Origin of the sequence: Pseudarthrobacter sp. O4 (genome assembly GCF_050157025.1) — a bacterium.
In the GTDB taxonomy this organism is placed as follows: domain Bacteria; phylum Actinomycetota; class Actinomycetes; order Actinomycetales; family Micrococcaceae; genus Arthrobacter.
In genome coordinates this window covers 3,644,453-3,661,890 of sequence record NZ_CP189591.1, presented here as the reverse complement: position 1 = coordinate 3,661,890, position 17,438 = coordinate 3,644,453, and the positions used below count along the sequence as shown (strand labels likewise).

At 68.6% G+C, this 17,438-nt stretch carries 14 protein-coding genes; 8 read left to right on the top strand and 6 right to left on the bottom strand.

The features are described from left to right. The 5 genes from ACQCSU_RS16980 to ACQCSU_RS16960 all read left to right on the top strand — a co-directional run bounded on the left by ACQCSU_RS16980 (window position 1) and on the right by ACQCSU_RS16960 (window position 5,636). Entirely contained in the window at window positions 1–708 is a 708-nt protein-coding gene (locus tag ACQCSU_RS16980; protein WP_426976430.1) for an ABC transporter ATP-binding protein, read from the top strand. A gap of 185 nt (window positions 709–893) precedes the next feature. Beyond that, complete coding sequence (locus tag ACQCSU_RS16975) at window positions 894–1,964, top strand: Gfo/Idh/MocA family protein (protein ID WP_426976429.1); 1,071 nt, start codon at window positions 894–896, stop codon at window positions 1,962–1,964. Window positions 1,965–3,520: 1,556 nt separating this feature from the next. Continuing rightward, complete coding sequence (locus ACQCSU_RS16970) at window positions 3,521–3,739, top strand: hypothetical protein (protein ID WP_426976428.1); 219 nt, start codon at window positions 3,521–3,523, stop codon at window positions 3,737–3,739. Between the two features lie 206 nt (window positions 3,740–3,945). Further along, window positions 3,946–5,157, top strand: a complete 1,212-nt coding sequence (locus ACQCSU_RS16965) for a serine/threonine-protein kinase (RefSeq protein WP_426976427.1) — start codon at window positions 3,946–3,948, stop codon at window positions 5,155–5,157. Further along, window positions 5,154–5,636, top strand: coding sequence for a mucin-associated surface protein (locus tag ACQCSU_RS16960; RefSeq protein ID WP_426976426.1), 483 nt, complete (start codon window positions 5,154–5,156; stop codon window positions 5,634–5,636). The genes ACQCSU_RS16965 and ACQCSU_RS16960 overlap by 4 nt, the downstream gene beginning before the upstream one ends. Before the next feature lie 188 nt (window positions 5,637–5,824). On the opposite strand, the gene ACQCSU_RS16955 is transcribed toward ACQCSU_RS16960, so the two are convergent. Then, a complete protein-coding gene (locus ACQCSU_RS16955; RefSeq protein ID WP_426976425.1) occupies window positions 5,825–8,044 on the bottom strand; it encodes an NADP-dependent isocitrate dehydrogenase in 2,220 nt (739 codons plus the stop codon). A 714-nt stretch (window positions 8,045–8,758) separates the two neighbouring features. Continuing rightward, window positions 8,759–10,453, bottom strand: a complete 1,695-nt coding sequence (purH, locus tag ACQCSU_RS16950) for a bifunctional phosphoribosylaminoimidazolecarboxamide formyltransferase/IMP cyclohydrolase (RefSeq protein WP_426976424.1) — start codon at window positions 10,451–10,453, stop codon at window positions 8,759–8,761. 151 nt (window positions 10,454–10,604) lie between these two features. Between purH and ACQCSU_RS16945 the strand changes: the two genes are divergently transcribed. Then, window positions 10,605–11,957: an MFS transporter gene (locus ACQCSU_RS16945; protein ID WP_426976423.1), complete on the top strand. Its 1,353-nt coding sequence runs from the start codon at window positions 10,605–10,607 to the stop codon at window positions 11,955–11,957. Between the two features lie 163 nt (window positions 11,958–12,120). Here ACQCSU_RS16945 and ACQCSU_RS16940 read toward each other — a convergent pair whose 3' ends face one another. The 3 genes from ACQCSU_RS16940 to purN all read right to left on the bottom strand — a co-directional run bounded on the left by ACQCSU_RS16940 (window position 12,121) and on the right by purN (window position 14,489). Next, window positions 12,121–12,816, bottom strand: coding sequence for a hypothetical protein (locus ACQCSU_RS16940; RefSeq protein ID WP_426976422.1), 696 nt, complete (start codon window positions 12,814–12,816; stop codon window positions 12,121–12,123). After that, a complete protein-coding gene (locus ACQCSU_RS16935; protein WP_426976421.1) occupies window positions 12,816–13,775 on the bottom strand; it encodes a hypothetical protein in 960 nt (319 codons plus the stop codon). Before ACQCSU_RS16935 ends, ACQCSU_RS16940 begins: the two co-directional genes overlap by 1 nt. Window positions 13,776–13,907: 132 nt before the next feature. Continuing rightward, window positions 13,908–14,489 (bottom strand): phosphoribosylglycinamide formyltransferase, encoded by a 582-nt coding sequence (gene purN, locus ACQCSU_RS16930; RefSeq protein WP_426976420.1) that lies wholly within the window; start codon window positions 14,487–14,489, stop codon window positions 13,908–13,910. Between the two features lie 39 nt (window positions 14,490–14,528). Here purN and ACQCSU_RS16925 point away from each other — a divergent pair, with 39 nt between their 5' ends. Beyond that, on the top strand, window positions 14,529–14,969 hold the full coding sequence (locus ACQCSU_RS16925) for a hypothetical protein (protein ID WP_426976419.1): 441 nt from the start codon (window positions 14,529–14,531) through the stop codon (window positions 14,967–14,969). Between the two features lie 48 nt (window positions 14,970–15,017). Here ACQCSU_RS16925 and ACQCSU_RS16920 read toward each other — a convergent pair whose 3' ends face one another. Further along, on the bottom strand, window positions 15,018–16,334 hold the full coding sequence (locus ACQCSU_RS16920) for a DUF6350 family protein (RefSeq protein WP_426976418.1): 1,317 nt from the start codon (window positions 16,332–16,334) through the stop codon (window positions 15,018–15,020). Window positions 16,335–16,478: 144 nt separating this feature from the next. On the opposite strand from ACQCSU_RS16920, the gene ACQCSU_RS16915 reads away from it, so the two are divergent. Then, complete coding sequence (locus ACQCSU_RS16915; RefSeq protein WP_426976417.1) at window positions 16,479–16,946, top strand: DUF4383 domain-containing protein; 468 nt, start codon at window positions 16,479–16,481, stop codon at window positions 16,944–16,946. Window positions 16,947–17,438: the final 492 nt, after the last annotated feature.

Below are 17,438 nucleotides of genomic sequence, written 5' to 3'. Positions count from 1 at the left end.
ATGATCGAAGTCAAGAACCTGGTCCGCACGTTCAAGTCCGGCGACCGGACCATCAAGCCGGTCAACGATGTCAGCTTCCAGCTCGAGCAGGGAACGCTCGCCTCGATCGTGGGCAAGAGCGGCAGCGGCAAAAGCACGCTGCTGTCCCTGCTGGGCGCGCTCGACAAGCCCACCAGCGGCGACGTGCTGGTCAACGGCGTGAGCCTGGCCGGCATGCCGGACGGCAAACTGACCGAGTACCGCCGGCGGGACATCGGCTTTGTGTTCCAGCAGTTCAACCTGATCCCCAACCTCTCCGCCGTGGACAACGTCATGCTGCCGATGGAGTTCGCCGGGATCCGCAGGGCCGCCCGCCTGCAGCGCGCCCGGGAGCTGCTCGAGCAGGTGCAGCTTGATTCGGAGAAGCACGCCCGCCGCATCAACCGACTCTCCGGCGGCGAGCAGCAGCGGGTGGCGATCGCCCGCGCCCTCGCCAACGAACCGAAACTGATCCTGGCCGACGAACCCACCGGCAACCTGGACGAACAGACCGGCGGGCACATCATCGAGCTGCTCAGCTCGCTGAGCCGGGACCACAACACCACCATCCTCGTAGTGACCCATGACCGCTCGCTGGCCGACAAGACCGAGCGGCGGTTCCGGCTGCAGCAGGGCCTGCTCACCGAGGAAGCCGCGCGCAGCCGGGCCGGGGCAGGTGTAGCCGGGTAGCCGGACAGGCGCGGGCGCCGGACAGGCGCGGGGACCGGACGCCGGGGGCGGGAAGCCGGGCGCGGGGGCCGGAAGTCGGGGGCGGGTCTCCCCCGACCCCGCTCCTTCCGCCCCTCCGCCGGCCCTCCCCGACTTCCCGCCGTCGAATCCGAAACCATCCCTCTCCAGGGTGAGAGGATGGCACCATGACTGCCCTCATCGCGACGCCCTGGCTCTCCGGCCAGCCGGACCAGGACCCCCGAACGGCCACCGGCGCCAGGTTGCGCTGGGGCGTCATCGCCACCGGCGGCATCGCCGCCTCGGTCACCCGGGACCTGGAGCTCCTGCCCGACGCCGAGCTCTACGCCGTGAGCTCCCGGACCCAGGCGGCAGCCGACGCGTTCGCCGCCGACTACGGCTTTGCCCGGGCGTACGGGGACGACGGCGGGCAGCCCGGCTACCAGCGGCTGCTCGCCAACGACGCTGTGGACGTCGTGTATGTGGCGACTCCGCACGCCCATCACCATGAGATTGCCCTGGCGGCCCTGAACGCCGGTAAGCATGTGCTGTGCGAGAAGGCGCTCACCGTGAACGCCCGGGAGGCCGGTGAACTGGTGGAACTGGCCCGCGCCCGGGGGCTGTTCCTGATGGAGGCCATGTGGAGCCGCTTCCTGCCGAGCATGCAGCGGGCCTTCGAGATCGCCGCCTCCGGCGAAATCGGCGAGGTCAAGTGGGTGGGGGCCGATCTCGGCTTCCCGGCGCCCTATTCGCCCACGTCCAGGCTGTGGGCTCGCAAGGACGGCGGCGGCGCCCTCCTGGACATCACCGTCTATCCGCTGCTGTGGGCGCTCGGCACGCTGGGATTCCCGCAGACCGTGAGTGCCACCGGCTGGGTCAACGACGACGGCGTGGACGCCCAGAATGCCCTCACCCTGGGCTACCACCACGGAGGCCAGGCCCAGCTGACCTCGTCGCTGCTGGCGCACGGTCCCCGCACCGCCACCGTGGCCGGCAGCGCAGGTTTCCTGCAGGCCATCGGCTCGATCAACAACCCCAAGGAACTTCAGGTCCGGGTCGGATTCGACGACGTGCGCAGCGAACGGTTCGACGTCGTCGGAAGGGGCTACTGCTACGAACTGCGCGAAGTGACACGCTGCATCCAGCAGGGGCTGACCGAGAGCCCGGTCATGCCGCTGGAGGACTCGCTGAACACCATGCGGCTCTTCGACGGGGTCCGCGCCCAACTAGGTGTGAGCTACGCGAACGACGCTCGCTGACGGTGCCCCGAGCGGCGTGAATCCGCCTATTATTCCGTGTGGATCCGCCGTTTGTTCGGCGCACTCTGGACTCACCGGGGCGCGCGGACTTACCCTGTAGGCAATCGTCGAGCTTCGGGGAATGGGGTGTGCGCATGGACTCAGTGTCAGTCCTGATGCGCGCGCGCCACCCAATCCGGCGGGTGATTCTGGCTGGCGTCGCCGGATTCGCCTGGCTGGCGCTTTCCGCGACGGCCGCAAACGCCGACGACGCCGCCACTTCGGTTGCCATGACGGGCCTCTCCGGTGTCACTGTCACGACGGCGGTTGCCGTCCCGTCCGACATTGCCGGAACGCCCGAGATTCCATCCGGCTCCGCGACGCAGACCCCCTGGCCAACCGCTCCGTATCCGGCGCCCACCCTGCAGCCCGGGCCGGCGCCTGCCGTACCCACGGCTCCCGCGCATGCCGCCGTCCCGAGCCCCAGCGCCCCTGTTCCGGGCACGGGGCGGGCAGGCTCGGCACCCAGCCATCCCGCGCCCAGCGGAGCACCGTCCCCTCCCGCCACGACACCGGCACCGTCAAAGCCCGCACCGTCCCCGAGGGTGTCCGAACGAGCCGCCGCACCGTCGCCGACGCCTCCGAGTCCGAGTCCGAGCGTGCCGGCTCCCGTTCCGACCGCTACGGCTGCTACGCCTACTGTCCCGGCACCGAAGCCCACGCTTCCGGCGACTGTCCCCACTACTCCTGCCACGGGCCCCGCGGTCCCCGGCGTCCCGGTCTCAGATCCAACGAAGCCCGCTCCGGACCTCACTAAGCCTGCGCCGGAGCCCACAACGCCGGCCACAGACCACGACACACCGCCCCCCGGCGGTAAACCGCCCGTCGCGGACCCCACGAAGCCGCTTCCTGACCCGGCCGGTCCCCTCCCCGGCGGCCCCGTTAAGGACCCCAACCTTCCGGGTTCCGTTACCCCGGCGCCGTCCGGCGTCCCCGTACCCGCGACGGACTCTGTGGTTGTGTCGCAGCCGGTTGCCGCGTCGCCGGCCGCCTACGGGTCGCGGCCAAAGTGCAGCGTCAAGCCACAAACCGGCTCATCCCCGCGGGAAGTGATGACAGCCCGGGCTGAACCCGCCCGCGCCATCCGTACCGTTTACGTCCCGCCGCGAGCCTCGAGTGAAGTCCCTGTCGCAGCCCCACCGCCTCCTTCCGGCGCGGCGGATCCACCGGCCGCCCCCGGCGACCCGGGCCCTCCTGGCGATGATGGGCCCGGCCCGTGGCACGGTGCGCCCGGACTACCCGCACCTGACGCCCTTCCGGCGGCCCCCGGCTCGGGCTCGGGCAACGCCCACCCGTCCAACGGACCCGCCGGTGCGGCAGCCTGGCTTCCAAGCCTGTACTTGTTCATCCCCATTGCCGACGCAGATCCAATCCGGGGCCCGCTTCAGAACGAACACTCAGCGTTCGCTGCTGACCCCGGTTCATCTCCTGACTAGCTAGCCGTCTCTGCCCTCCACAGAGCACGGCCAATCGGGTTGCCTTGAGGCGCCCGCCAACAGTCATTCAGGAGATTTCCAATGGACGCCCTCGTCCCCGCCCGGATTTCCGGCACCCCTTTTTCCGTCCCTCCCTTTTCCGGCACCCCTCTTCCGGTGCGGCTCACGGTTTCGCCGCACCCGGCGTCCGCCCCGTACGCGCGCCGCTCGGCCACGCTCCGAAAGCCCCGCCGGGCCTGGACGGCCCCGCTGCTGCGGCAACGAAAACCATCTCCGCAGCAGGACGAACATCCGCCCTAGCGCAACTAACCGCTCGCGTGGAGGTTCCGTGACCGCCGGAGCGAAGTCGTTGGGTCCGCTGGGGGACTCAACGGCATTCACTCGCTGCGGCGGAGTTCCGCCCCCACCGCGGCCGCTTGACGCGGCCGCGGCGGGGCGGCGCACACCCGTCCCCGTACTAGTCTTGAGTAGCGCCGCCGAGGCGCCCGGGGAAGGACGGGGATAGTGTGGGCATTTCACCCGACAGCGTCGCGGTTGACCTAGTGAGCGGCCGCTACCGGCTGGGGGAAGTGATCGGCCGGGGCGGCATGGCATCCGTCTATACCGCCAAGGACGAGAACCTGGGCCGCGATGTGGCACTCAAGCTCTTCGCTCCACAGTCGGCCGATCCTGACGAACTCAGGCGCCACGAGGCCGAGATTGAACTCCTCGCGACGCTGAACCACCCAAGCCTCGTCACGCTCTTCGACGCCGGGACAGACAGCCGTATCCCCGACGAGCCGCGGACGTTCCTGACCATGGAGCTGGTGGACGGCCAGGACCTCCGGACCAGGATCCGGCACCGCACGCTGTCCCTCACCGAACTGGCCGTCGTCGGTGCCGGTGTGGCTGACGCTCTGGCCTATGTGCACGCGCTCGGCATCATCCACCGCGACATCAAGCCAGCCAACATCCTGCTGGTTCCGGTCCGCCCAGGCGAGCCGCTGCGGCCAAAACTCACCGACTTCGGAATCGCCCGGATCATGAATGGGACCAGGCTCACGGCGACCGGCACCATAGTGGGTACCGCCGCCTATCTGAGTCCGGAACAGGCCCGGGGCGCCGATCTGGGACGGGCGAGCGATATCTACTCGCTGGGCCTGGTGATGCTCGAATGCCTGAAGGGCGAGGTCGAGTACCCCGGCAGCGCCGTGGAATCGGCCGTCGCCCGGTTGCACCGGGCCCCCGCCATCCCAGACACCGTTCCGGCCGAGTGGGCGCAATTGATCCGGGTCATGACGGCCTTAGACCCGATGGACCGTCCGGCCGCCGCGGATCTGGAAGCGGCACTGCGGCAGGCCCTGATCTCGCCGCAGTCGCTGCCCGGGCCGCTGGCCGAGGAGCGCACCCGGGTGCTGCCGGCGCCGCCCGGCAGGCTTCCGCGGTTGCCGCAGAACGACGCCGGAACGCGCGCCCTGCGCGTGCTGGACCCGGATGCTGCGGCACCGCGGCGGACGGGAGCGGATTCCTTCGCGTCCCGCACCGTCTCCCGCTTCCGGCAGGCCCGCCGTCGCACCCGGAGCGTCGTACTCCTCGCCATGCTGGCCGTGCTGGCGGTGGCCGCTGCCGCGGCCGTCGCCTTCACGACGCCGGAAGCGCCCGCCGTCGTGCCTTATCCGGCCGTCACGGGCAGCCTGGGCGAACATCTGGAGCAGCTGCAGAAGGGCGTGCAGCCATGAAGCCGCGCACACCCGGGACAGGCCCGGGCCGACGCACGCCGGGCATGGTGCTCGCGGGATGCCTGCTCAGCACGGCTTTACTGACTGGTGCGCTGGCCGGCTGCGGCGTTCCGGCGCCTGAGCTGGACCGCGATGCGGCCTCCCAGCTTCAGTCCAAGGTGCTCGCCGTGACGCAGGCCGCCGCCGCCAATGATCCGTCAACCTCCCTCAAGCTGCTGGATGACTTGGTGACACAGCTGGATGAGGCCGCCGACCGCGGCGCTGTGTCCTTCAAACGCCGCCAGAGTGTCAGGACGTCCATCGACGCTGTCCGGACGGACCTCACGGCCCAGCAGGCCGCCGCCGAAGCGGCCAGGGTCGCGGCCGAACGGGAGGCGGCAGCGCAGGCAGCCGCAGCCCAGGCGCCTGTGGTGGCGCCGGCGCCGGGTAACTCGGACAAGGGCGACAAGCCGAAGAACAAGGGCAAGGGAAACGGCTGACGCCCTCCCCCGGACGGGCGCCAGGGAGGAACCCCTGAGGTTTTCCCTGCCGGTTTTCCGGCTACACGGAGTTCGCGGGATCAGGCCCCGGTGGCAGGGAACCGTTAAACGCCTGAACGGCGCACCGGGAACTCCCGGTGCGCCGTTCAGGCGGTGCGCTCATCAGGCGCTGCGTGCTGGCGTGGTGCTTAGCCCAGCATGGACAACACTTCGCCGAACTTGGCCGAGGGGCGCATCACTGCGGAGACCTTGGCCTCGTCGGGGCGGTAGTAGCCCCCGATGTCGACCGGGGAGCCCTGTACGGCGAGAAGCTCGCCGACGATGGTGTCCTCGTTGGAGTCCAGCGCGCCGGAGACCGCAGCGAAAGCGGCGGCCAGCTCGGCGTCGTCGCCCTGGCGGGAGAGCTCCTGGGCCCAGAACTTGGCCAGGTAGAAGTGGCTGCCGCGGTTGTCCAGCTCGCCGGCCTTGCGCTTGGGGGACTTGTCCTCCAGCAGGAAGGTGCCGGTGGCACGGTCCAGGGTGTCCGCGAGGATCTGGGCGCGGGCGTTGCCGGTGCTGCTGGCGAGGTGTTCAAAGCTCACGGCCAGGGCCAGGAACTCACCCAGGCTGTCCCACCGGAGGTGGTTTTCCTTGAGCAGCTGCTGGACGTGCTTCGGGGCGGAACCGCCGGCACCGGTCTCGAAGAGCCCGCCGCCGTTGATCAGCGGAACGACCGAGAGCATCTTGGCGCTGGTGCCGAGTTCCAGGATCGGGAACAGGTCCGTGAGGTAGTCGCGCAGTACGTTGCCGGTCACCGAGATGGTGTCCTCGCCCTTGCGGACGCGCTCCAGGGTGAAGGCCGTGGCTTCGTCCGGGGACATGATCTCGAGTTGCAGGCCCTCGGTGTCGTGGTCCTTGAGGTATTCCTCGACCTTGGCGATCATCTGGGCGTCGTGGGCGCGGCCCTTGTCCAGCCAGAAGACGGCCGGCACGGCGGAGGCGCGGGCGCGGGTGACGGCCAGCTTGACCCAGTCGCGGATCGGCACGTCCCTGGTCTGGCAGGCGCGCCAGACGTCGCCGGGGGCGACCTGGTGTTCGATCAGCACGGTGCCGGCGTCGTCGATGATCTGGACGGTGCCGGCGGACTGGATCTCGAAGGTCTTGTCGTGGCTGCCGTATTCCTCGGCTGCCTGGGCCATCAGGCCGACGTTCGGGACGGTGCCCATGGTGGTCGGATCGAAGGCGCCGTGGGCGCGGCAGTCATCGATGACCACCTGGTAGATGCCGGCGTAGCTGCTGTCCGGCAGGACGGCGAGGGTGTCGGCTTCCTGTCCGTCCCGGCCCCACATGTGGCCGGAGCTGCGGATCATGGCCGGCATGGAGGCGTCCACGATCACGTCGGACGGCACGTGCAGGTTGGTGATGCCCTTGTCCGAATCCACCATGGCCAACTCCGGGCCCTCATTCAGGCCCTGCTTGATGGCCGCCTCGACCTCGCCGCGGATCTCCTCGGGGAGGTCCGCAAGGCCGTTGAGGATGGAGGCCAGGCCGTTGTTGGGGCTCAGGCCGGCGGCGGCAATCTGGGCGCCGTAGGTGTCGAAAAGTTCGGAGAAGTAGGCCTTGACGACGTGGCCGAAGATGATCGGGTCGGAGACCTTCATCATGGTGGCCTTGAGGTGGGCGGAGAAGAGGACGCCTTCTTCCTTGGCGCGGGCAACCTGTGCGGCGAGGAACGTATCCAGCGCGGCGGCGCGCATGACGGTGCCGTCGATGATCTCGCCGGCGAGGACGGGGAAGGCGCGCTTGAGGACCTTGACCGTGCCGTCTTCCTTGACCAGCTGGATCTTGATGTTCGTGGCCGACTCGATGACGACGGACTTTTCGTTGGAGCGGAAGTCATCGGCGCCCATCGTGGCGACGTTGGTCTTGGACTCGGGGGTCCAGGCGCCCATGCTGTGCGGGTTCTGGCGGGCGTACGCCTTGACCGAGAGCGGCGCCCGCCGGTCGGAGTTGCCTTCGCGCAGCACCGGGTTCACGGCGGAACCCTTGATCTTGTCGTAGCGGGACCGGATGTCCGTCTCTTCGTCCGAGGAGGGGTTGTCCGGGTAATCCGGGAGGGCGTAGCCCTGGCCCTGGAGTTCCGCGACGGCGGCCTTCAGCTGCGGTGTCGAAGCGCTGATGTTCGGCAGCTTGATGATGTTGGCTTCGGGCTTCTTGACGAGCTGGCCCAGTTCAGCCAAAGCATCGCTGACGCGCTGCTCTTCGGTGAGGTAGTCGCCGAACGCGGCGATGATGCGGCCGGCCAGCGAAATGTCGCGGGTCTCCACTTCCACACCGGCCGTCGAGGCGAACGCCCCGACAATCGGCAAGAACGAATAGGTGGCCAGCATCGGCGCTTCGTCGGTGTGGGTATAGATAATCTTGGCCATTGCTCGGGCGTCTCCCTGAAGGTCTGGGTATTTCCGGAATCTTGTGTATTTCGACAGCTCTAACTTACCCGAGGTCGCCGGATTGCCGCCTACCGGCGTCGTGGGCCTGTCCCTCCATGACCATCGCAACGCGCTGTGACAAGAATTGACAGTTCCTCATGTCCCCCGCCCGGGTTCGCATCCGCACCCGCGCCACCACTGGACATGCCCTCCCCCGGGACGGGGCGTGGACACAGACCCGATGTGCCCAGCCGCTGGCGCAAACAATGAGCATGTCCCCCGCCCGGGCTCCCATCCGCACCCGCGCCACCACTGGACATGCCCTCCCCCCGGGACGGGGCGTGGACACAGACCCGATGCGCCCAGCCGCTGGCGCAAACAATGAGCATGTCCCCCGCCCGGGCTCCCATCCGCACCCGCGCCACCACTGGACATGCCCTCCCCCCGGGACGGGGCGGGGACACAGACCCGATGCGCCCAGCCTCTGGCGCAAACAATTAGCATGTCCCCCGCCCGGGCTCCCATCCGCACCCGCGCCACCACTGGACATGCCCTCCCCCCGGGACGGGGCGTGGACACAATCCCAATATGCGCAGCCCTGGTCACGAAAAATGGACATGTCCTCCGGGAAGGGAGGGCATGTCCATTCTTGGCGGCGCGGGGAACCGGGAACCGGGAACCATGAAGCTGGGGGACCACGGAACCGCGAAGGTCCTAGTGGAAGAAGTGGCGGGCTCCGGTGAAGTACATCGTGATGCCGGCGGCGTTGGCCGCGGCGATGACTTCCTCGTCCCGGACGGATCCGCCGGGCTGGACGACGGCGCGGACGCCGGCGTCGATCAGGATCTGCAGCCCGTCCGCGAACGGAAAGAACGCGTCCGACGCCGCCACGGCACCGCGGGCGCGCTCGGGGGCCCCGCTCGCATCTGCATTTGAGGCACCAGCCGCGCCGCCGGCGGCATCGACGTCGGACGTGACGGTGACGCCCAGGGAGTTGGCCCGCTCGACAGCAAGCTTGCAGGAATCCAGCCGGTTGACCTGGCCCATGCCGATGCCCACGGCGGCGCCATCAGCAGCGAGCAGGATGGCGTTGGACTTGGCGGCGCGGCAGGCGGTCCACGCGAACGCGAGGTCGGCCAGGGTGGCAGCGTCCGCTGCCTCGCCGGCGGCGAGGGTCCAGTTGGCGGGGTTGTCGCCCTCGGCGTCGACCCGGTCTGACATCTGCACCAGCACGCCTCCGGAGACCTGGCGGATCTCGGACGGGTAGCGGCCATAGCCCTCGGGCAACGCCAGGAGCCGGATGTTCTTCTTCTTGGACAGGATCTCCACGGCCTCGTCCTCGAAGCCCGGCGCAATGACAACCTCGGTGAAGATGTCCGCCACGGTCCTGGCCATGCCGGCGGTCACGGTGCGGTTGGCCGCGATCACGCCGCCGAACGCGGAGACCGGGTCGCAGGCGTGGGCCTTGGCGTGGGCGTCGGCGATCGGATCCGCGGCTGAGGCGGAGCCAACGGCCACGCCGCAGGGGTTGGCGTGCTTGATGATCGCCACGGCGGGTCCGGCGAAGTCGAAGGCGGCGCGGAGGGCGGCGTCGGCGTCGACGAAGTTGTTGTAGCTCATCGCCTTGCCGTGCAGCTGGTCGGCCTGGGCGATGCCGGCCGGGGCTGCCCTGTCGACGTAGAGCGCGGCCTGCTGGTGCGGGTTTTCGCCGTAGCGGAGCACCTCGGAGCGCTCCAGCGCGAGGCCGGCGTAGGCGGGCCAGTCGATCACGCCGTCGCCGTCCTCATCGAGGAACTGGCTCGCGGTCCAGGTCGCCACGGCGTTGTCATAGCTAGCGGTGTGCGCGAAGGCCTTGGCGGCGAGCCGGCGCCGGGTCTTCAGGTCAAAACCGCCAGCGGCGGCTGCCGCCACCACGGCACCGTAGGAGGACGGGTCCACCACGATCGCGACGGCGGCGTGGTTCTTCGCGGCCGAGCGGACCATCGCGGGGCCGCCGATGTCGATCTGCTCGACGACGTCGTCCTGCGCGGCGCCGGATTTCACGGTCTCCACGAAGGGGTAGAGGTTCACGACGACGAGGTCGAACGGCTCGATGCCCATGGACTGGAGGGTTTCCATGTGCGCCGGGACGCGGCGGTCCGCGAGGATGCCGCCGTGGACGCGCGGGTGCAGGGTCTTGACGCGGCCGTCGAGCATTTCCGGTGAGCCGGTGACTTCCTCGACTTCCTGCACCGGGATCCCCGCGGCGGCGATCTTCTTGGCGGTGGAGCCGGTGGAGACGATCTTGACGCCGGCGGCGTGCAGGCCCCTGGCGAGCTCCTCCAGACCGGTCTTGTCGTAGACCGAGATGAGCGCCCGGCGGATGGGAACACGGTCGATGGATACACGGTCAAGCGGCGTAAAGCTCACAAAAAGTCTCCGTCTTATATCGCGGCGCGGCCGCGGGTGGTGGGGATGGGCCCAGTTTATCGCGTCACGACCTGGGTGCTTCCCGCGCGCCGGAGTGTGAAGCACATGCCCGGACGAGCGCCGCAACGTAGAGTTTTCACAGGAGGCTGAGATGAATACATACACCACTGTGCCGAGCGGCGAACAGGTGGTCCAGGAACTGCCGTGGCGCTGGAAAGTGCAGGGACGGATTTTCCTGATCGGCGGACTGGGCTTCATGTTCGACGCCTGGGACGTCACGCTCAACGGCATCCTGATCCCGCTGCTTTCGAAGCACTGGCAGCTCAGCCCGGGCGAGGCCGCCTGGATCGGGGCCTCGAACCTGATCGGCATGGCACTCGGCGCCTTCATCTGGGGCACCATCGCCGACACCATCGGACGCAAGAAGGCCTTCACCGCCACCTTGCTGATCTTCTCGCTCTTCACCGTGCTGGGCGCCTTCTCCCCCGACTTCCTCTGGTTCTGCGCATTCCGGTTCATGGCCGGGTTCGGCCTGGGCGGCTGCATCCCTGTGGACTACGCCCTGGTGGGCGAATTCACGCCCCGCAAGCAGCGCGGCCGGGTCCTCACGGCGATGGACGGCTGGTGGCCGATCGGCGCAGCACTCTGTGGTTTCGTCTCCGCCGGCCTCATCGCGGCCTTCGCCGACTGGCGCCTGACCATGCTCGTGATGGTGCTTCCCGCGCTGCTGGTGTTCTGGGTCCGGCGCAGCGTCCCCGAGTCCCCCTTGTTCCTGATCCGCAAGGGCCGCCGCGAGGAGGCCGCCAAGGTCATCGACGACCTCGTCGACGCCACCGGCGCCGAGCCCCGCGCCTACAGCCTGCCCGAGGCCCTGGACGCCCCGCGGCTTTCCGCCGGGAGCGCGTGGACCCAGCTGAGCCTGCTGTGGAAGTTCAGCTGGAAGATCACGACGGCGGCCTGGTTGCTGTTCTTCAGCATCCTGCTGGTCTACTACCTGTCCCTGACCTGGATGCCGCGGATCCTGATCGGTGCCGGCTTCGAGGAGTACAAGGCCTTCCTCACGACGGCGTCCATGGCCGCCGTCGGGCTCCTGGGCGTGGTGGTGGCCGCACTGCTGGTGGAGCGGGTGGGCCGGAAATGGATCCTGGCCGTCACCGGCCCGCTGTCCGCGCTGACCCTGGTGATCGTGGCGATCGTGGTGGACATCCCGACGGCGGCCGTGTTCTGGCTGCTGGTGTTCGGCTTCGTGGTCCAGGTGGCCATCCCCGTGCTCTACGCCTACGTCTCCGAGCTGTACCCGACCGAGCTCCGCGGCTCCGGCTTCGGCTGGGCCTCGACGTTCTCCCGGCTTGGCGCCGGCTTCGGCCCGCTGGTCTTCGCGGCCTTCCTGTGGCCCGAACTGGGGCTCGCGACATCGTTCGCCCTGGCCGGCGGGCTGGTGCTTCTCTCCGTGCTGTGGATGGCCTTCTTCTCCCCCGAGACCAAGCAGCGCCGGCTCGAGTAACGGTGGGCTCTCCCCAACTGGCTCGCAGTTGTTGTCGTTTGGAGCGCCCTGAACGACAACAACTGCTAGCTACATGGGGACTGGAGCGTAGCTGAGCAGAACGTACGACGGCGCCCCTCAGCTTCGCTGCTGGGGGCGCCGTCGCGCTTGTGTCGGTTGTGAACTACTGGATGCAGGTCACGTAGACCGTGAAGGCCGACGCGTTCGCTGCCTTGGACTGGGTCACTGTCCAGCCTGTGGGCACCCCTGTGGTTGGTACCGGCTTGCTTGAACTCACCGCGTTTTGGCTACTCTCGGTGATGGTGAAGCCTCCGGCCACCGCGACACGGCCGGCCGGGCACGTGGCCGTGGCCGACGTGTTGCTTCCGGTACCGCTGACAGTCACCACGGTCACGCTAGTCGAAGCTGCCGCTCCGGTGGCCCCTGTCGCGCCGATTGCACCTGTGGCACCAACAGCGCCCGTTGCACCAGCCGGACCAACTGCTCCGGCTGCTCCCTGCGCACCGGTGTCGCCCTTGAGGCCCACGGGGCCCATCGGACCCATGGCACCGGTTTCACCGGTTGCACCCGTGAGACCCAGGAGCCCCATCAAACCCTGGGAACCCGTTGCGCCGGTCTCGCCGACGTCACCCTTGTCGCCCTTGTCGCCCTTGTCGCCTTGGAGGCCCATCGGGCCCATGGCACCGGTCTCACCGGTTGCACCCGTGAGGCCAAGGAGCCCCATCAAACCCTGGGAGCCCGTCGCGCCGGTCTCGCCGACGTCACCCTTGTCGCCCTTGTCGCCCTTGTCGCCTTGGAGGCCCGTCGGGCCCATGGCACCGGTCTCACCGGTTGCACCCGTGAGGCCAAGGAGCCCCATCAAACCCTGGGAGCCCGTCGCGCCGGTCTCGCCGACGTCACCCTGTCGCCGCCCTTGTCGCCCTGGAGGCCCATCGGACCCATAGCACCGGTCTCACCGGTTGCACCCGTGAGGCCAAGGAGCCCCATCAAACCCTGGGAGCCCGTCGCGCCGGTCTCGCCGACGTCACCCTTGTCGCCCTTGTCGCCCTGGAGGCCCATCGGACCCATAGCACCGGTCTCACCGGTTGCACCCGTGAGACCCAGGAGCCCCATCAAACCCTGGGAACCCGTTGCGCCGGTCTCGCCGACGTTGCCCTTCTCACCCTGCGCACCTGTGGCACCAATCGCGCCATCAGCACCAGCCGCACCAGTCTCACCCTGCGCACCTGTCGCACCAATCGCGCCATCAGCACCAGCCGCGCCATCAGCACCAGCCGCACCAGTCTCACCCTGCGCACCTGTCGCACCAATCGCGCCATCAGCACCAGCCGCACCAGTCTCGCCCTGCGCACCCACGTCGCCCTTCTCGCCCTGCGCACCTACGTCGCCCTTCTCGCCCTGCGCACCAGCCGCACCAGCGTCGCCCGGAACGCCCTGGGAACCGATGGCACCAATCGCGCCATCAGCACCGGCCGGACCCATTGGACCCATCACACCAATCGCGCCATCAGCGCCGGCCGGGCCCATGGCACCAATCGCCCCAGCCGGCCCAGCAGCGCCAGTTACGCCGGTGAGGCCCTGCAAGCCCGGCACGCCCTGGCTGTTCCAGGTGATCGGAGTCTCCTTTTTGAGGTCGCAGCCCGCGCCGGCGGAAAGCACCCGGAGTCCGCCGCCGTTGTTGTTGTAACACCCCTTAATCTCACCGCTGACGGCGGTCGTTGTCCCCGCTGCATAGACCACGGCACCCGTGCCGAGCACGAGCGCCGCTGTAAGACAAAGAATTTTCGGACTGGTTTTGACAAAGCTGATTGAAGACATGGAATCCCCCCTGGTCAGGAAAAAATGGTTTCGAGGGCGCCAGACTATGGCCTAAATCACACTGCAACCAGCGGCTTGCGGCTGTTCCGCTACCCGTCTTCCGTGGGGGGGCACCCGTCTTTTAGAAGCGGCCTACTTGTACCTCAGGAACTGCTCCGCGGCGAGCGCGGCCAGCGTGGACACGAGCAGCCGGCGCTCCACGACCTTGATGCGCTCGTGCAGGGACTCCTCGCCCTCGCCCTCCCCGACCGCCACGGCCTCCTGCGCGATGATGGGGCCCGTGTCCACGCCCGTGTCGGCCCAGTGCACCGTGCAGCCGGTGACCTTCACGCCGTAGGCGAGGGCGTCGCGCACCCCATGGGCACCGGGGAAGGACGGCAGCAGCGCCGGGTGGGTGTTCAGGTACTTGCCGCCGAAGGCATCGATGAAGTCGGCGCTGACGATCCGCATGAACCCCGAGGAGACCACGACGTCCGGCTGGTAGGCGGCCACGGCTTCGGTGAGCGCCCCGTTCCAGGCCGCCCGGTCCGGGTAGGCCTTGAAGTCCACCACGAAGGTCGGGATTCCGGCCGCGGCGGAGCGCTCGACGCCGTAGGTCCCAGGCCGGTCGGCGCCGACGGCGGCGATCTCGACGTCGAGCCTGCCCTCCGTCACGGCGTCGATGAGAGCCTGGAGGTTGGAGCCGGTGCCGGAAACGAGGACAACTATGCGCATGGTCCTAGCTTATGGGGCCGCTCGCGTAGGCTGGAAAACATGAAACCCCCGAACGACCCCGCCGACAGGCAGGACAGCCGGCGGAGCCAGCAGCCGCTCAGCGACGCGGCCAAGGCCTCCCTGCTGAAGACGCACATTCTGTTCCGCACCTTCGTCGTGGTGGTCCTGGGATCGTTCTTCGTGTACCAGCTGGACATCAACTACCTGTGGCTGAGCGCGATCCTCACCGCAGCCGCCATCGTGCTTGGCATCATGGTCCTCGTCCGGGCCGCGAAGCTCAAGGAGTCCAAGCTCGTGCTTTTCGGGGCGATTTCCGGGCTGGTGGTCGCGGCGGTGCAGGTGCTGCTGGTGCTGACCTCGGCGCTGTTCTTCACCCAGGTCCGGGACTACCAGCAGTGCGTCCGCCACGCCCTCACCGAGCAGGCCGCCTCCGGGTGCAGGACGCAGCTGGAGAAGTCGATGCCGGTGCAGCTACGCTAGCGCAGCGCCCCACATCCGGCGCCGAGCACCGAAAAGGGCGCCGCCGCGTCAGTTGGCGGCGGTTTCCAGGTCCGCTTCGCGCAGCTTCTGCTGGCGTTCCAGCCAGGGTCCCGCCGCGTAGCCGATCACGACGCCGATCCCCACCTCCGCGGCCACGAACAGCGCCGTCCGGAACGGGTCCGGGCCGATGTCCGTGAGCCGCCCCACGCCGGCGGAGCCGCGGGCCAGCCAGGCCAGCCCCGCGGCGAACAGCCCGGCAACGCTGCCGATCATGACGCCCAGGACCAGGGTGGAGGCCGCGGCGGTGAACCAGCGGGCGCGGATCTTGATTGACAGCCATTCGTCGAAGTGGTTTTCGCCTTCGCGCAGGAACCACCAGCCGGCCAGGGTCCCCGCGAGCACCGGCACCACCAGGGCGGCGAAGCCGTAGTCCAGCGAACCGGCGGGCAGGGCCGCGAACACCGGGATGGAGGGCAGCGGCCCGACGGCGGTGCCGAGCGCCCCGGCCTGCGATCCGACGCCCAGCGCGAACCCGGAGCCGGAAATCCAGGCGAGCGCGAACACCGCAAGGTTGGGCAGGAAGCCGAGCTGCGCGATGGTGAGCACCGCTCCTCCCATGGCTCCGGCGTCGAGCGCTTCATAGACGGCGACGACCAGGTTCCAGTGGATGAACAGGTCGACGGCAAGCAGCACGCCGGACATCGCCAGGCTCGCCATCAGCGCCACGGAGCCGGCCTTGATCGCGGAGCCGAGGTAGGAGCCGGCCCAGCGCGAGTGCTGGCTGGTTTTGGACAGCCAGGCCACCGCGTCGACGCCGATCAGCCGGCTCCAGGAACCGGCCTCCCGGCGGGCGCCGATCACCATGCCCAGCGCAAACGGCACCAGCGGGGCCAGCGCGGCGGCCCAGAGGCTGATGCCGACGTCGGAAGTGCGGCAGATGAAGCCCGTGGCCAGCCCGAAGCCGGCGTAGACGAGCCAGGATCCCAGCAGCGCCTGCCAGAGCTGGTCCGTGTAGGAGGCCCGGGCCAGCCGGCGGCCGGCACGCCAGGCGAACAGGAACGGGATGAGGGTCAATCCCAGCGGGATCAGCGAGAGGGCCCCCGGTTCCGGCCGGGCTGCGGCGCCGGCTCCCACGGTGTCCAGCATCAGCGGAACGCCGTGGATCAGCAGCCAGGCCTGGCCGGCGAGCCGCGCGAGGACATCGGCACCGCCGTGCTGGAAACCGGCCGTGGCCCACACCGCGATGATCGGGGCTGCCACCACCAGGGCGGAGATAACCGCGGCCTGTGCGGATTCGAGGGCTCCCTGCAGCCACAAGGGCATCGGAAGTCCACGTTCTCCGGTCTGATCAGCGCGCAGTTTCATCGTGTTCCATGGTGCCATGCACGGGCCTCCGGAACGGTCGCGACAGGCTCAAGAAACCCGAATTCGGCGCCGGGACTGAGCGAGCTTTTTCCAGAGGCCCGCCGTAAAATTGGAGTGTCCGCAATCAGTGGTTGGAGGCAGAAAATGACTACCGCATCTCCACATGCACATGGCATTCACTTCGGACGGACAGATGTTCAGAATGTCGGCATGGGTGTAGGTATCGTCCTCATTGTCGTAGGTGTCCTCGGGTTCATCCCGGGCATCACGACGCAGTACAGCGAACTAAGGTTCTTCGGGCCCGATTCCAGGGCCATGTTCCTGAACCTGTTCCAGGTGTCGATGTTGCTGAATATCGTTCAGCTCGCGATCGGCGCCACAGGCTGGGTCATGTCCCGGAACGCCATGGGCGCCCGGAATTTCCTCATGGGCTTCGGTCTGCTGTACATCGTCCTTAGCGTTTATGGGCTTATCGTCGGCGTGGGGTCGGCGGCCAACTTCCTGTCGCTGAACACCATGGACAACTGGACCCACATGGTGCTGGGCGTAGCAATGGTTGGCGCCGGTTGGCTGATGTCGAGGCATCTGGCTGACGACGCACAAACCCGGTAAGTGAACAACCGGGAAAAAGGGAGCCGCGAATGAGTAACGTTTCATAGCAATCTGAAAATTCGTACTACCTGCTGGTGCAGGCGCCTCGCGGTGGCTGCACCAGCTTCCCTATGTCCAGCGGACGACGGCGGACGGTTCCGTGGATGGGCCGGGTGGGCGGACGGTTCCGCGGGTGGGCGGTCAAGGTCTCCCGTCGATGAGCCTGAGCGATGATCGACCCTGTGAGTTCCGAGGCCTCCCCGCCCCCAGACCCCGCCATTCGCCGCAAACGGCCGCTAAGTACCCTCGCTTAGCGGCCATCTCCGGCGACTCGAGGACTCGCCGCTGCCCCGCCCTGCCCGGCCCTGCCCGCCTGGGCGCGCAACGGCGGTATCAGGCTCTGGGATCGGAGCACGGCAGCCCAGGCCGACGGTCCGCAGCCGGCGCTGGACCTCTTCGACCGGCTCATCCGTTGCCTCACGCTGTTCCACGCCCACCGCGGCGAGCCCGCCA